Annotated in this window: 11 protein-coding genes and 1 tRNA gene; 5 read left to right on the plus strand and 7 right to left on the minus strand. The window is 69.5% G+C overall.

Going from position 1 to position 14799, the window contains the following annotated elements:
* Positions 1 to 103: 103 nt before the first annotated feature.
* From ACWPN5_RS31540 to ACWPN5_RS31555, 4 genes are all read left to right on the plus strand, one after another.
* A complete protein-coding gene (locus ACWPN5_RS31540) occupies positions 104 to 1096 on the plus strand; it encodes an AAA family ATPase (protein WP_145689752.1) in 993 nt (330 codons plus the stop codon).
* Complete coding sequence (locus tag ACWPN5_RS31545) at positions 1086 to 1976, plus strand: ParB/RepB/Spo0J family partition protein (protein WP_145689751.1); 891 nt, start codon at positions 1086 to 1088, stop codon at positions 1974 to 1976. The genes ACWPN5_RS31540 and ACWPN5_RS31545 overlap by 11 nt, the downstream gene beginning before the upstream one ends.
* Positions 1977 to 2464: 488 nt before the next feature.
* Complete coding sequence (locus tag ACWPN5_RS31550; RefSeq protein ID WP_247888479.1) at positions 2465 to 3862, plus strand: glycosyltransferase; 1398 nt, start codon at positions 2465 to 2467, stop codon at positions 3860 to 3862.
* A 286-nt stretch (positions 3863 to 4148) separates the two neighbouring features.
* A complete protein-coding gene (locus ACWPN5_RS31555; protein WP_492299513.1) occupies positions 4149 to 5255 on the plus strand; it encodes a site-specific integrase in 1107 nt (368 codons plus the stop codon).
* A 156-nt stretch (positions 5256 to 5411) separates the two neighbouring features.
* Here ACWPN5_RS31555 and pgmG read toward each other — a convergent pair whose 3' ends face one another.
* From pgmG to pseB, 5 genes are all read right to left on the minus strand, one after another.
* On the minus strand, positions 5412 to 6815 hold the full coding sequence (gene pgmG, locus ACWPN5_RS31560) for a phosphoglucomutase/phosphomannomutase PgmG (RefSeq protein ID WP_492299515.1): 1404 nt from the start codon (positions 6813 to 6815) through the stop codon (positions 5412 to 5414).
* Positions 6816 to 6848: 33 nt separating this feature from the next.
* The gene (locus ACWPN5_RS31565; protein WP_492299516.1) at positions 6849 to 8171 is read right to left on the minus strand and encodes a UDP-glucose dehydrogenase family protein; all 1323 of its coding nucleotides are present in this window, start codon (positions 8169 to 8171) and stop codon (positions 6849 to 6851) included.
* Between the two features lie 277 nt (positions 8172 to 8448).
* A complete protein-coding gene (locus ACWPN5_RS31570) occupies positions 8449 to 8745 on the minus strand; it encodes a hypothetical protein (RefSeq protein ID WP_145689746.1) in 297 nt (98 codons plus the stop codon).
* 100 nt (positions 8746 to 8845) lie between these two features.
* Complete coding sequence (pseC, locus tag ACWPN5_RS31575; protein WP_492299518.1) at positions 8846 to 10093, minus strand: UDP-4-amino-4,6-dideoxy-N-acetyl-beta-L-altrosamine transaminase; 1248 nt, start codon at positions 10091 to 10093, stop codon at positions 8846 to 8848.
* A 10-nt stretch (positions 10094 to 10103) separates the two neighbouring features.
* Positions 10104 to 11156 carry a UDP-N-acetylglucosamine 4,6-dehydratase (inverting) gene (gene pseB / locus ACWPN5_RS31580; protein WP_200479216.1) on the minus strand — a complete coding sequence of 351 codons (1053 nt, stop codon included), beginning with the start codon at positions 11154 to 11156 and terminating at the stop codon, positions 10104 to 10106.
* A gap of 174 nt (positions 11157 to 11330) precedes the next feature.
* Here pseB and ACWPN5_RS31585 point away from each other — a divergent pair, with 174 nt between their 5' ends.
* On the plus strand, positions 11331 to 13541 hold the full coding sequence (locus ACWPN5_RS31585) for a DUF6165 family protein (protein ID WP_492299519.1): 2211 nt from the start codon (positions 11331 to 11333) through the stop codon (positions 13539 to 13541).
* A gap of 48 nt (positions 13542 to 13589) precedes the next feature.
* Here the strand turns inward: ACWPN5_RS31585 and ACWPN5_RS31590 are convergent.
* Together ACWPN5_RS31590 and ACWPN5_RS31595 are read right to left on the minus strand one after the other, a co-directional pair.
* A tRNA-Gly gene (locus tag ACWPN5_RS31590) sits at positions 13590 to 13664 on the minus strand.
* 455 nt (positions 13665 to 14119) lie between these two features.
* Positions 14120 to 14788, minus strand: coding sequence for a 4-carboxy-4-hydroxy-2-oxoadipate aldolase/oxaloacetate decarboxylase (locus tag ACWPN5_RS31595; protein WP_492299521.1), 669 nt, complete (start codon positions 14786 to 14788; stop codon positions 14120 to 14122).
* Positions 14789 to 14799: the final 11 nt, after the last annotated feature.

The following is a 14799-nucleotide window of genomic DNA, read 5'->3' on the forward strand; positions in this document are numbered from 1 at the left end:
TGCAACAGGAGTGACCGTCAACCTTGACCAATTCGGGGCTCCGTCGTATCGGTTGAACACGGCAAGCGCATTCGCTGTGGAGGTTGACGTGCGTGGCGAAGACATGAGGCTCCTGCGGGAGGAGCGCAAACTCTCACAGCCGGATTTCGCGGCCTGGCTGAACGAACGGCTGGAACGGCGCTACGACCGCTCCAAGATCTCCCGGTGGGAAAGCAACAGCGAGAAGATCCCCGACGCGGTGGTCCGCTTCCTGCTGAAGGAGACGACGGTGGTGGACGGCAAGCACGGCCCGGCGCTGGTCGTCTGCCTCGCCAACCAGAAGGGCGGGGTCGGCAAGACCACCTGCACGGTCAACACCGCCAGCATCCTGGCGCGCGAGGGCTACCGCGTGCTGATCATCGACGCCGACCCGCAGGCCAACGCCACGGCGCATCTCGGCATCGACCTGATCGAGTACGAGGAGGGCCGGCGCAAGTCGCTCGCCCATGTGCTGCGCGAAGAGGTCGCCGTCGAGGACATCGTGGTTCCGGTGGGCGACATCGGGCTGGAGATCGCCCCGTCGAGCATCGAGCTGGCGTCGGTCGAGGTGGAACTGACCGCCGACCCCAGCGGCCCGATGGCCCTGCGGGAGCGGCTGCAGGACGCGCGGGCCGCCTACGATTTCATCTTCATCGACTGCCCGCCGAACCTGGGCCAGTGCACGGCCAACGGCCTGGTCGCGTCGGACGTCATCGTGATCCCCTGCCAGACCGAGTATCTGTCCTCCATCGGCGTGAACCATCTGCTGAAGACGATCAACAAGTTGAAGCGGCGCTGCCATCCCAGCCTCGCCGTCCTGGGCATCCTGCCGACCATGCACAACGCCCGCCTGAACCAGCACCAGGTGACCCTGGAGCAGCTTCACAGCGCGCTGGGTGGCACGCTGCGCATCTTCCCGCCGGTGCCGCGGGCGACCATCTATGGCGACGCCGCCCTTGCCGGACGCGCCGCCCTGGAGGCGGTGCCCGACGCGCCGGGGGCGTCCTCCTACCGGGCGCTTGCCGACGCCATCGCCGCGGAACGGCACAAGCGTGTGGAGGTGGCCCATGTCGCGTAAGCTCGGAACCGGAAACCTCGCCCGGCTGAACGCCATGAGCCGCGGCGCGCTCGCCGTCTTCGCGGAACCGGAGCAGGGCGTGAGGCTCGTCTACCCCGACGTGGAGTGGATCGAGGCCAATCCCGACCAGCCGCGCCGCCGCTTCGACGAGGCGGACCTCGCCGCGCTGACCGATTCCATCCGCAAGCACGGCCTGCAGCAGCCGATCGGGGTGCGGGAGCTGGGGCCGAGCCGCTTCCAGCTCGTCTTCGGGGAGCGGCGCCTGCGCGCGGTCCGCGCCCTCGGCCAGCAGACGGTCCCCTGCATCCTGGTGCCGGACGGCATCGACACCGCCGAGGTGGCGGTGGTGGAAAACGTGCTGCGCGCCGAGCTGACACCGTTCGAAGAAGCGGACGCCTTCGTGGCCCTGGTGGAGAAACACGGCTACTCCCACGCCGATCTCGGCCAGATCATGGGACGCGACCGTGCCGAGATCACCCGGACCATCGCCCTGACGAAAGTGTCCGCTGCGGTGCGCGAGCGGTATGAAACCGCCCCCAGGAAGCTCGCGCGCTACAAGCTGTACCAGGTCGCCGCCCTCGACGATCCGGGGGCGCAGCTTCGCCTGTGGGACACGCTGGTCAACGATCCCCTGCCCGCCGCCGCCCCGCCCCGGGCCGGGGATGGCGCCGCGCCGGGCGCGCGGCCGCCCCGCCGGGAGGATGAGCCGGAGGCCGTGCTGAGCGCCTTCAGCCTGCGCGTGTCCCGCAACATCCTGCGGACACGGGACGCCCTGCAGGCGTTCCAGGAAAAGCCGAAGCGGCTGGACGGCGTGGACCGCGAGGTTCTGCGCGCGTTGCGCAGCAGCATCGACGCTATCTTGGACGGCGATCCGGAGTGACGGCCGACGGTGAGAATTCTCACCGTTGTTCCCCTCTGGGCATAACGGTGAGAATTCTCACCGTCTGGAAACCGACCCTCCGGCAGCGATGACCGGACTTCCAACATCCTGGGGTCCATGTTCCAGGGCGGCGGGAGGCAATCACGACGGCAGGCCACCGCCATCCGCCGCCGTCCCGGAGGTCCGCGGGGCCGCCGCTTGGTGACAAACACCGGCTTGTGTCCTCTGGTAAGCGCTTCCACACCTCGGTTGCATTTTGCCGGGTTCGGTATCACTGTGACGCCCGCCCGTTGGACTGTCGTCCGGACCACCGGCCTTTGCCGGCTGCCGCGCTTGGCTTGCCCTGTTCGGCGGAGGCCCGGTTGCTTCCGAACACGTTGTCACGGACCTTATTTATGACTGTTGAGAGTTTCGAAGACGCTGCAGCCGGTGCGCCCACCCGAGCCGGTGACGCAGGTTCCCTGTCGCCCCGCCAGAAGAGCGTGCGGATGCTGTTCGACAGCCTTGCTCCCGAGCGCGACCGCTGGGTCGAGCGCAACCGGGCCTTCCATGAGGCCGACCGCGCCTATCTGCGTTTCCTCATTCCGGAGAACGCGTCGGTCCTGGAGATCGGCTGCGGCACCGGCGACACGCTGTCCTTCCTGGAGCCGTCACGCGGGGTGGGCATCGACCTCAGCCCGGCGATGATCGAACGGGCGCGGGAGCGTCATCCGGGGCTGGAATTCCACATCGGCAACGCGGAGGACCCCGCCGTCCTGGCGGAGATCGAAGGGCACTTCGACGTCATCCTGCTGTCCGACACCGTCGGCTTCCTCGACGACATCGAGGAGACGCTGCGCCAGCTCCATCGCTTCGCCACGCCGCAGACGCGCATCATCGTCAGCTACCATTCCCGCCTGTGGGAGCCGGTCCTGGCCGCCGCCGAACGGTTCGGCCTGAAGATGCCGCAGGGGCAGATGAACTGGCTGTCCAGCGCCGACATCGCCGGCCTGCTGACCCTGGCCGGCTGGCAGCCGGTGAAGCGCGAGTGGCGGCAGCTCGTGCCGCGTCGGCTGCTCGGTCTCGGCACGCTCATCAACCGCAGCATCGCCCCGTTGCCGGGAGTCCGGAAGCTCTGCCTGCGCAACTACGTCGTGGGCCGTCCGGTCGCCCGGGCGCCGGAGCGACAGCCGTCCTGCACCGTGCTGATCCCCTGCCGCAACGAGCGCGGCAACATCGAGAACGCCATCCGGCGCATGCCGCGCTTCTGCCCGGATCTCGAGGTGATCTACGTCGAGGGCAACAGCCAGGACAACACCTACGAGGAATGTCTGCGCGTCCAGGCCGCTTATCCGGACTGGGACATCAAGGTCATGAAGCAGCCGGGCAAGGGCAAGGGTGACGCGGTGAGGGCCGGTTTCGCCGCGGCGCGGGGCGACATCCTGATGATCCTCGACGCCGACCTGACCGTGCCGCCGGAAAGCATGCCGAAATTCTACCGCGCCATCGCGTCCGGGCAGGGGGAGTTCATCAACGGCACCCGGCTGGTCTATCCGATGGCCGATGAGGCGATGCGCTTCCTGAACTGGATCGCCAACCGCGCTTTCGCCCGCATCTTCTCGTTCCTGCTGAACACGCGCTTCACCGACACGCTGTGCGGCACGAAGGTGCTCTGGCGGCGCGATTACGACCAGATCGTCGCCAACCGCCATTACTTCGGCGACTTCGATCCGTTCGGTGACTTCGACCTGATTTTCGGCGCCTCGAAGCTGAATCTGGAGATTGTCGAGGTGCCGATCCGCTACGCCGACCGCAGCTACGGCGAGACGCAGATCAGCCGCTTCACCCATGGTTGGCTGTTGCTGCGGATGGTGCTGTTCGCCTGGAAAAAGCTGAAGGCGCTTTGATCCCCGCCGGCCCCGCGCGCGTGCGTCCCGTCCCGTCCAAGGGGCGGGCGCGGGCGCGTGGACGGTCACCGTCGCGGGTGATGATACCATTTCGGAACTTTGCTTCCGTCAGTGAACGATCCTTTGGCGCTCTTCGCCAATGATCGCGAACACACACTGCGGCGCGGTGCAGAGGGGCGGAGCTGTTCCGTCCGGAAATAGGCATTTCCGGACGGAACCCTTGCGTGCGCCGCCGCGATCCCGCATCCTCCGCGCGAACCCCCGCTTTCGCCGCCGACAAAACCCGATGCCGCAGGACACGCCGGACGATCCGATCCCCCGCCTTTTCCCGGACGGGACGGGCGCCGCTTGGCCGGCGCCGGACGCCGGCGTCGCCGTCGAGACCGGAATCTTCGGCCGCCTCGTCGTCCCGGCGGACCCGGCGCGCGCCGCGGAGATCCAGGACCTCGCCCGGCAGGCCGCTGTCTGGGCGACGCGGGCACGCGGGGAGGGCACGCTGCGCGCCTACCGCTCCGCCTGGACGGCTTACGGCGCGTGGTGCGAGCGCCTCGGCTTCGCACCGCTGACCGGCGACGCCGAGATCATCGGGATGTACCTGGTCAAGGCGGCTGAACGGCTGACCGTGCCGACGCTGCGCGTCCACCTCGCCGCCATCGCCACCGCCCACCGCCTCGCCGGGGTTCCGGTCGACCTCAAGCACCCGCGCATCGCCCTGGTGCTCGACGGCCTCGCCCGCGGCCAGGCCGACCGCCCGATCCGCCAAGCCGCGCCGATCCTCCTCGACGTCCTGCCGCGCCTGCTCGTGGCGCAGCCCGACGGGCCGCTCGGCCTGCGCAACCGCGCCATGCTGCTGATCGGCTACGGCGCCGCGCTCCGGCGCTCCGAGTTGGTGGCGCTGCGCGTCGCCGACGTCACCCGCCATCCCGACCGCGGCGTCGAGGTGACGGTGCGCCGCTCCAAGACCGACCAGCGCGGGCGCGGCGACGCGGTGGCCATCTGGGCGGCCGCCGATCCGGATCTTTGCGCCCTGCGCGCCCTCGACGCTTGGCTGGCGGTGCGCGGCGCGTTGCGCCCCGAGGACCCGCTGTTCTGCGGCGTGCTGAAGAACGGCGCGGTCACCGGTAAGCCGCTGTCCGACAAGGCGGTGGCCCGGCTGGTCAAGGAGAGCGCCGTCCGGGCCGGCCTGCCCGAGCCGGAGCGCTTCTCCGGCCACAGCTTGCGTGCCGGCCTTGCCACCGCGGCGGCCGAGGAGGAGGCGCAGCTCCACGACATCATGCGCCAGACCCGCCACAAGTCCACCGAGGTGGCGCGGCGCTATTTGCGCTCGCGCGACCGCTGGCGCAACAACGTCACCGAAAAGCTCTTCCGCTCACGGGGCGGGGGCGGCTCCTGATCGGGAACGCAGGCGAGCCCTTCGGTGAGGCCGTGTGGTCCCTTGCGGTCCGGCCGGACACGGTGAGAATTCTCACCGGACCGTCGGCCAAACCGCAGGCAGGAAAAAGGCCCTTCCCCGCATCCGCAGGAAAGGGCCTTGTTCGGTTGGATGCCGTCAGTGGGCGCTTCCGCCGTCCTCGAAGGAGGGTGCCTGGAGGCCGGACGCCGCCAACTGCGCGACCACCATATCCTTCAGCCGCTCCAGCCCTTCGGAGGTTGCGGATTCGGCACGGGCCACCAGAACGTCCTGGGTGTTGGAGGCGCGCAGCAGCCACCAGCCTTCCGCCGTCGTCACACGGACGCCGTCGATGTCGTTGACGTCGGCGCCCTCGGCCGTCAGCCGGTCCTTGACCTCCTGCACGACCTGGAACTTGCGCTCCTCGCTCACCTGGAAACGGGTTTCCGGGGTGTTCACCACAGCCGGAAGGCGGTCGCGCAGCTCCGACAGCGGCACGCCGAGCTTGCTGACGAGACCGATCAGCCGGACTGCGCAGTACAGCGCGTCGTCGAAGCCGTACCATTTGTCGGCGAAGAAAATGTGGCCCGACATCTCGCCGGCCAGCGGCGAGCCGATCTCGGCCATCTTCGCCTTCAGCAGCGAATGACCGGTCTTCCACATCAGCGGCTCGCCGCCCAGCTGGGCGATCTCGTCGAACAGCGTCTGGCTGGCCTTTACGTCGGCGATGATGGTGGCGCCGGGATGGTCCTTCAGCACGTCGGCGGCGTAGATCGCCAGAAGCTGGTCGCCCCACACCACACGGCCCCGGTGATCGATGGCGCCGATGCGGTCACCGTCGCCGTCGAAGCCGATGCCGATGTCGCAGCCCTTCTCCGCCACCGCGGCCTTCAGGTCCACGAGGTTCCGCTCGACCGTGGGATCGGGATGGTGGTTCGGGAAGCTGCCGTCGATGTCGTCGAACAGCAGGGTGTGCGTCCCCGGCAGGCGGGCGGTCAGGCGGCGCAGGATCTCGCCGGTGGCGCCGTTGCCGGCGTCCCAGGCGACCTTTAGATCGCGGGTGCCGTCATAGTCCTTCAGCAGCCGGTCCACATAGGCGTCCCGGACGTCGATCTGTTCCGAGGAGCCCTCGCCCGAGACATAGTCGGCTTTGCCGGCGATGACGCCGAGGTCGAGGATCTGCCGGCCGTAGACCGGCCCCTTTCCCAGCATCATCTTGATGCCGTTGTAGTCCGGCGGGTTGTGGGAGCCGGTGATCATCACGCCGGCCGCCGCCTCGCGGTCGCGGGTGGCGAAATAGAGCATCGGGGTGGGGCCGAGCCCGATGCGCAGGACATGCAGGCCGCAGGCGACCAGCCCCTCCACCAGGGCGGCTTCCAGCTCCGGTGAGGAAAGACGGCCGTCGTAGCCGACGCACACGGTCTTCCCGCCGCCGCGGGCGACCACGGTGCCGAAGGCCCGCCCGACCGCGCGGGCATCGGCGGGGGTCAGGGTGCTGCCGACAATGCCGCGGATGTCGTATTCGCGCAGCACCGTCGGATGGAACGTGTGGGCCTCGCTCATGGTCTGGACTGACCTCCTTGAACCGGTTCCGTTTCAGACGCTGGTGGGCTCGGCAGGCCGCCCGATGGAGGAGTAGGCGAAGCCGGCGGCCGCCATGTCGGCGGGATTGTAGATGTTGCGCAGATCGATCATCACCGGCCGCTTCAGCAGCGCCTTGACCCGCTTCAGGTCCAGCGCGCGGAACTCGTTCCATTCCGTCAGGATGGCGATGCAGTCCGCCCCCTCCAGGGCGCCGTAGGCGTCCTTCGCCCATTCCACGCCGGGCAGCAGCCGTTCGGCCTCGTGCATGCCGGCGGGGTCGAAGGCGCGCACGGTGGCCCCGGCGGCCTGGAGGGCCGGGACGATGTCCAGCGACGGGGCGTCGCGCATGTCGTCGGTGTTGGGCTTGAAGGTGACGCCCAGCACGCCGACGGTCTTGCCGGCCAGCGACCCGCCGCAGGCGGCGACGATGCGCTCGGCCATCCGCTTCTTGCGCGCGTCGTTGATCTCCACCACCGTCTCGACGATGCGCAGCGGGCTGCCCGCTTGCTGGGCGGTGCGCACCAGGGCGAGCGTGTCCTTGGGGAAGCAGGAGCCGCCGTAGCCCGGACCGGGATGCAGGAACTTCTTGCCGATGCGCCCGTCCAGCCCGATGCCGCGCGCCACGTCGTGGACGTTGGCGCCCACCTTCTCGCACAGGTCGGCGATCTCGTTGATGAAGGTGATCTTGGTGGCCAGGAAGGTGTTGGCGGCGTACTTGGTCAGCTCCGCCGTTTCCAGCGAGGTCAGGACGATCGGCGTTTCGATCAGGTAGAGCGGGCGGTAGAGCCGGCGCATCACATCGGCGGCGCGCTCCGAGGAGGCGCCGATCACCACGCGGTCGGGGCGCATGAAATCGCCGATGGCCGAGCCTTCGCGCAGGAATTCCGGGTTGCTGGCCACGTCGAAATCGGCCTGCGGGTTGGTGCGGCGGATGATCGCCTCGACCTCGCGGCCCGTTCCGACCGGCACGGTCGACTTGTTGACCACCACCGCGTAATGGTCGAGATGGGCAGCGATCTCCTCCGCGGCGGCGTAGACGTAGGAGAGGTCGGCATGGCCGTCGCCGCGGCGGGTCGGGGTGCCCACGGCGATGAAGACGGCGTCGGCCCCGGTCATCGCCTCCTTCAGGTCCAGCGTGAAGGACAGCCGCCCGGCGGCGACGTTGCGCGCCACGAGATCGTCCAGACCCGGCTCGTAGATCGGGATCTCGCCGCGCTTCAGCCGCTCGATCTTGCCGGCGTCCTTGTCCACGCAGGTGACGTGCACCCCGAATTCCGAGAAGCAGGCGCCGGACACCAGCCCGACATAGCCCGTACCGATCATCGCTATGCGCATGAAAGTTCCTTTTCTGAAAGCCACGCGCCTCTGCCCGTCTCCGGACCGGGAGGCGGTTCCTGGCATTCAAACGCTGTGCGGTGCGTTTCGGGCCGCAGCCTGGATGACCCGGTCCGTTTGCAGGAGGGCGCGGAAGCCGTGGAGGCCGGCGCGCATCGGGCCGCCCGTGGCCGGCCGGGGAAGGGCCGGCCCGGCCCATGGCCGCTTGCGGCGCGCTGTCGGTGCGAACCGGCCTTCAGGCCATCCGGGTTTGGGGCCATCCAGTGTTGGTGCGGCCTCAGATCGCCTGGAGATAGGCGGGGTCGAGGGCGCCGTGGCGGAACGGGATCCAATCCTTGTGGTCGGCCCGGTACTGCAGGCCGTAGGGATTCTTGAAGAAGATCTTCTGCAGCGGCTGCCCGCCCTCGGCGCGGGTGCGCTCAAGGTCGATCAGGGGAGAGGGGGCGAACACCTTGTCCCACAGTTCGGCGTTGTCCACGTCGCGGCCCGCGTTCTTCACGTAGTCGCGCGCAGCGTCGCTCAGTTGCCAGGCCTCTTCGACCATCGCGTAATAGTCCACAGTACCCTCGGCCATGACCCTGCTCCGAAGCGTTCGAGATGACGCTTGGCATAGCGCATTTTTGGAAGGGAGAAAACCGTTCAGCAGCGCCGCCGGCCAGCGACGATGCGGGGGCTCACGCCGGAGCGGGCAGGCCCAGCGCCGCGGCCAGGGCGGCGGTGACCCGGTCCACGTCGGCGTCGGCCATCGCCGGGAACAGCGGCAGCGACAGGGTGCGGGCGTAATGGGCGTCGGCGCCGGGCAGGGCGAGGTCACCGTAGCGCCGGCGCCAGTAGGGCTGGCGGTGGACCGGGATGTAGTGGACCTGGGTGCCGATGCCCTGCGCCCGCAGATCGGCCATGACCCGCGCCCGCGTCCGCCCGGCGGCGGCGAAGTCGATGCGGGCGGCGCAGAGATGCCAGGCGGGGCGGCACCGGGGCACGCGGGCCGCCGGCCGGACCAGCGGGGCGAGCGGGGCCAGCCGCTCCGCATAGAGGTCCATCAGACGGCGGCGGCGCTCCACGAAGGCGTCCAGCCGCGTGAACTGGCTGAGGGCGAGCGCCGATTGAAGGTCGGTCAAGCGGTAGTTGAAGCCCGGCTCCGCCATCTCGTAATACCAGGGATTGGCCGAACCGTGTTCGTCGACGGCGGCCTCGCGGTCCTCGAACCCCGCCGGGTCCCGCTCCATGCCGTGGTTGCGGAAGCGGCGCAGGCGGGCGGCCAGATCGCCGTCGTTGGTGGTCACGGCGCCGCCTTCGCCCGCCGCTATGGTCTTCACGGGATGGAAGGAGAAGGCGGTGAGCGTGCCGAAGGCGCCGCCGCCGACCGGCAGGGCGCGTCCGTCGGGCGCCAGATCCAGGCTGCCGATGGCGTGGCAGGCGTCCTCGATCACCGCCAGCCCGTGGCGCCCGGCGAGCGCGCCGAGCCCGGCCATGTCCGCGGTCTGCCCGGCGAAATGCACGGGGGCCAGGGCGCGCACCCGCCAGCCGGCGCGGGTTGCCCGCTCCAGCGCCGCCGCCGCCTGCTCCGGCCCCATCAGGCCGGTGTCGGGATCGACGTCGGCGAAGGCGACCTCCGCCCCGACATAGCGGGCGGCGTTGGCGGTGGCGAGGAAGGTGACGGCGGGCACCACCATCGCGTCGCCGGGGCCGAGCCCCAGCGCCAGGGTGGCCAGATGCAGGGCGGCGGTGCCGTTGGCGCAGGCGACCGCATGGGCCGCGCCGGTGCGCTCGCACAGCGCCCGCTCGAAGGCCTCCACCGCCGGCCCCTGGGTCAGCCAGTCACCGCGCAGAACGGCGGTGACCGCGTCGATGTCGGCCTGATCGATGTCCTGGCGCCCGTAGGGCAGGAAGGGCGGCGGGGACCCGGACGCGGAACTGGTCATCGGAGGGCCGTCACGGGGTTTCCGCGATCAGCCGCATCAGCCGCGGGCCGTCCAGCCAGTCGCCGTTGGTGTCGCTGGCGTAGCGGAAGCCGTCGGCCACCGGACGCGCGCCCAGCCGCTGGTAGGGCTCGTGCGTCCAGAAGGCGAAGGCCGGCTCGATGACGAAGCGGTCCGGCAATTCGAAGGTCTGGCGGGAATCGTCCTCGGTGATCATCACCTCGTGCAGCTTCTCGCCGGGGCGGATGCCGACCGGCTTGTGCGGCAGGTGGGGCGCCATCGCGCGGGCCAGATCGGTGATGCGCATGCTGGGGATCTTCGGCACGAAGATCTCCCCGCCCTGCATCATCGCGATGCAGGAGACGACGAAGTCCACCCCATGCTGCAGCGTGATCCAGAAGCGGGTCATCCGCTCGTCGGTGACCGGCAGCGTCTCCGCCCCTTCCGCGATCATCTTGCGGAACAGCGGAATCACCGACCCGCGGGAGCCCACCACATTGCCGTAGCGCACCACCGAGAAGCGCGTGCCGAGCGAGCCCGACAGGTTGTTGGCGGCGATGAAGATCTTGTCCGAGGCCAGCTTGCTCGCGCCGTAGAGGTTGACCGGGTTGGCCGCCTTGTCGGTCGACAGGGCAATCACCCGCTTCACGCCGGTGTTCAGCGCGGCCCGCACCACATTCTCCGCCCCGTAGACGTTGGTGTGGATGCATTCCATGGGGTTGTATTCGGCGGCCGGCACATGCTTCAGCGCGGCGGCGTGGACGCACACGTCCACCTCGCGCATGGCCAGTTCCAGCCGCTCGCGGTCGCGCACGTCGCCGATGAAGAAGCGCAGCGTGGAAGCCCATTCCGAGCCCAGCTGCTGCTGCATCTCGTACTGCTTGAACTCGTCGCGGGAGAAGACGATGACCCGGCGCGGGTTGGCCCGCCGCAGCACCGTTTCGACGAAGCGGCGCCCGAAGGACCCGGAGCCGCCGGTGACCAGGATCGAGCGGCCGTCCAGCAAGCCGAAGCCGGATTGCAGAGCCTCGGTCGGCGCCCCATTCGAACGGTCAAGCTGCTGCATGGTCACCGTGGTCGCGCGTGATGGTGTCTGAGGTCGTCCCGGCCGACCTTAGCCCGATACCCCTATCAGTGGGTTAATATTTCGGCAACCAGCGGGGCGGTCCCACAGCTTTGCCGAAAGGGCCCTTCGCAAAAAATTGTTGCACCGGCACCATTCCTTTGCACTCTGGCGTGCATGCCGGCCAACGATCCTTCCGCAACGGCGAACCGGTCCGGGGCGCCCTCCCTCCCGCCCGCGGGCGCCGTCCGTGACGCGGAGGCGTTCCACCGCGCCGTTCTCCGCGGCGATCCCCGCAACGCCGACTCCTTGCTCGGCCTGGGCGCCCTGTGTCTGGACACCGGGCGGGCGGGAGAGGCGGAGACCCTGTTCCGGGCGTTGGCATCCGTCCGTCCGGGGCCGGACTGCAGCTACCACCTCGGCCTTGCGCTGACGGCGCTGGAGCGGGCGGAGGCCGAGGCGGCCTACCGGCAGGCCCTGGTCTTCCGGCCCGACTTTCCCGAGGCGCTGTGCAACCTCGGCGCCGGCCTCAACGCGCAGGGACGGCTGGAGGAGGCCGGGCGGATCTACCGCCGGGTCCTGACGGTCCGGCCCGACCATGCCGAGGCGCTGTCGAACCTCGCGTTGATCCGGCAGGGGCAGGGGATGATCGATCGCGGGGTCGCGGCGCTTTGCCGCGCCCTGGCGGTCCAGCCGGGCAACCCGGACATCCTGCACAACCTCGCCCTCGCGCTGGACAGACAACGGCGGCCGGACGAGGCCGCCGCCGCCGCCCGGCGCGCCGTGGCGGTCCAGCCCTTCCACGCCGAGGCCCTGTCCACGCTCGGCACCCTCCTGCGGGAGCTGGACCGTCTGCCGTCGTCCATTCTGGCGCAGCGGAACGCCATCATCCTCCGGCCCGCCTGGGCGGAGGCGCTGAACAACCTCGGCAACAGCCTGCACGATCAGGGGCGGCTGGACGAGGCGGTCACGGCCTACGACCGGGCCGTGGCGAGCCGCCCGGACTTTACGAACGCCCATTGGAACCGCGCGCTGTCCCGGCTGCTCGGCGGAGACTTTTCCCGCGGCTGGGACGATTACGAGTGGCGGCTGCGCCAGGAGGGGAACCAAGCGCCGGGCGGTCCCTTTCCGCAGCCGTTGTGGCGGGGGGAGGAGCCGGTCCGCGGCACACTGCTCGTCCACACCGAGCAGGGCTTCGGGGACACGATCCAGTTCATCCGCTACGTCCCGGCCGCCGTGGCGCGCGGGTGGCGCGTGGTGGTCGAGGCGCCGCGCCCGCTGCTCCGCCTGCTCGGCTCCCTGCCGGTTCCCGAGGGCCGTGTGACGCTGGTGGCCAAGGGCGAGCCCCTGCCGCCCTTCGACGCCCATTGCCCGCTGCTCAGCCTGCCGCGCGCCTTCCGCACGGAACTCGGGACGATCCCGGCGCCCATCCCCTATCTGAAGGCCGAGCCCGACCGGGTCGAGGCCTGGGCCCGGCGGCTGCCGCCGCGGACGGTGGGCGCCGATGGGCCGGGCGGCCTGCGGGTCGGCATCGTCTGGCAGGGCAACCCGCAGGCGGCGGTCGACCGCGGGCGCTCCGTGCCGCTCGCGGAGTTCGCGCCGCTGGCGCGGATCCCCGGCCTGCGGCTGGTCAGCCTGCAAAAGAATCACGGGCTGGAGCAGCTCGACCGGCTGCCGGAGGGCATGGCGGTGACGGTGCTCGGGCCGGGATTCGACGATGGACCGGACGCCTTCCGCGACACCGCGGCGGTGATGATGGGGCTGGACCTGATCGTCACCACCGACACGGCGGTCGCGCATCTGGCCGGCGCGCTCGGCCGCCCGGTCTGGCTGGCGCTGAAGGCCGTGCCGGACTGGCGGTGGCTGATGGGGCGGGAGGACTGCCCCTGGTACCCGACCATGCGGCTGTTCCGACAGACGCGGCCGGGAGACTGGCGCCCCGTCGTCGCGCGGATGGCCGGCGAGTTGTTCCAGATCATGATGGCGAAGGCGATGCGGACGACGGACATCCTCGTGGAAACCGCTCCGGGAGAGCTCCTGGACAAGATCTCCATCCTGGAGATCAAGCGTGAGCGAATCCAGGACCCGGTCAAACGGCGCAATGTGGAGACCGAGCACGGCATCCTGACGCGGACCGCGGACCGGCACATACCGTCCACCGCCGAACTGCGCGAACTGGCCGCCGCCCTGAAGGCGGTCAACACGGCCCTGTGGGAGATCGAGGACGCGATCCGCGACTGCGAGCGCGCCCAGGATTTCGGGCCGCGCTTCATCGAGCTGGCGCGGGCCGTGTACCGGACGAACGACCGTCGCGCCGCCATCAAGCGGCAAATCAACGAACGGCTCGGCAGCGCGCTCTTCGAGGAGAAATCCTACGCGGCCTATTGAGGCCATGCGCGGGAATGACATGTCGGTGGGAATTGGTCTTCGCGATATTGGAGCGGGCGAAGGGATTCGAACCCTCGACCCCAACCTTGGCAAGGTTGTGCTCTACCCCTGAGCTACGCCCGCGCCGCTCCAACGAAGGAGGCAGGGAGATACCGCACCGGCCCGGCGGAACGCAAGCCCTCTGTTCGGCCTCCGCTTGATTTTTCACGCCGGAGGAAATCGGTCGCCGTCTCCTGCGCATCGGAGGGAGCGTTAGGCTTAAAGTTATAACCCACTCAATGCTGTTGACTTCACAGTGCCGACTGTGGAAATTTCCCTTCACAAAACAAAGGCCTTGAGGTCTGGGGAGGAAACCAAAAACATCACGATGCTCCAAGAGCATTAGTCTGCCGCGCCGACCTCGTGTCCGGACGCGGCTTTTTTTTGTCCGCCGTCGTTCTTTTGCCGGAATCCGGTAATACCACTCCGGGCGATGGCGGGCGGGACTTGGCCCCGCCCGTCTCGGCGCAGTGCTTGGCGTCACAGCGCTCCGTGTCAGCGGCTTCGTGCCACGGGGCTTCACGTCATAGGGCTTCACGTCACAGGGCGATTCCGCCGGCCTCCAGATAGGCCTCCAGGGCCAACGCCTCCACCGTCGTCCGCCCGGCGCGCAACTGCGCGCGCAGCCCCTCCTCCATCCGTTCGCGCTCCGCCGCCTTGGCGAGCGCGGCGGCGGCCTCGGCCTGGGGCACCACGACCACCCCGTCGTCGTCGCCGACCAGGATGTCGCCCGGCATGACCATCACGCCGCCGCAGACGATGGGGGTGTTCACATCGCCCGTGGGCTGGGTCTTGGTAGTGCCCTTCATGCTGGTCCCCCGGCAGAAGACCGGGAAGCCCATGTTGCGGATGGCCGCGGCGTCGCGCACGCAGCCGTCGATCACCAGACCGGCCAAGCCGCGCTGGAGCGCCGCCTCGGTCAGCACGTCGCCCCACGGGCCGGCCTCGGTCATGCCCTTGAAATCGACCACCAGCACGTCGCCCGGACGGGTCAGCGCCATGGCGGCGTGGATCATCAGATTGTCGGTCGGTCCGCCGGACACGGTCACCGCGGTGCCGAACAGCGTCATGCCCGGATAAAGCGGCTTGATCGGAAAGGACATCGCGCCCTTCTTGCCCATCGCTTCGTGCAGCGTGGCCGGGGACTGGCCGCGGAAGGCGGCGACCAGATCGGGGGCGGGACGGGGGAACTCTTTGACGACGGTCATCGCACAGGCAC

This window comes from Azospirillum sp. UENF 211521 (assembly GCF_058780535.1).

Coding starts and splice junctions, on each gene's coding strand:
- ACWPN5_RS31540 (WP_145689752.1), top strand. CDS start 104: ATGAGGCTCCTGCGGGAGGAGCGCAAACTCTCACAGCCGGATTTCGCG.
- ACWPN5_RS31545 (WP_145689751.1), top strand. CDS start 1,086: ATGTCGCGTAAGCTCGGAACCGGAAACCTCGCCCGGCTGAACGCCATG.
- ACWPN5_RS31550 (WP_247888479.1), top strand. CDS start 2,465: ATGCTGTTCGACAGCCTTGCTCCCGAGCGCGACCGCTGGGTCGAGCGC.
- ACWPN5_RS31555 (WP_492299513.1), top strand. CDS start 4,149: ATGCCGCAGGACACGCCGGACGATCCGATCCCCCGCCTTTTCCCGGAC.
- pgmG (WP_492299515.1), bottom strand. CDS start 6,815: ATGAGCGAGGCCCACACGTTCCATCCGACGGTGCTGCGCGAATACGAC.
- ACWPN5_RS31565 (WP_492299516.1), bottom strand. CDS start 8,171: ATGCGCATAGCGATGATCGGTACGGGCTATGTCGGGCTGGTGTCCGGC.
- ACWPN5_RS31570 (WP_145689746.1), bottom strand. CDS start 8,745: ATGGCCGAGGGTACTGTGGACTATTACGCGATGGTCGAAGAGGCCTGG.
- pseC (WP_492299518.1), bottom strand. CDS start 10,093: ATGACCAGTTCCGCGTCCGGGTCCCCGCCGCCCTTCCTGCCCTACGGG.
- pseB (WP_200479216.1), bottom strand. CDS start 11,156: ATGCAGCAGCTTGACCGTTCGAATGGGGCGCCGACCGAGGCTCTGCAA.
- ACWPN5_RS31585 (WP_492299519.1), top strand. CDS start 11,331: ATGCCGGCCAACGATCCTTCCGCAACGGCGAACCGGTCCGGGGCGCCC.
- ACWPN5_RS31595 (WP_492299521.1), bottom strand. CDS start 14,788: ATGACCGTCGTCAAAGAGTTCCCCCGTCCCGCCCCCGATCTGGTCGCC.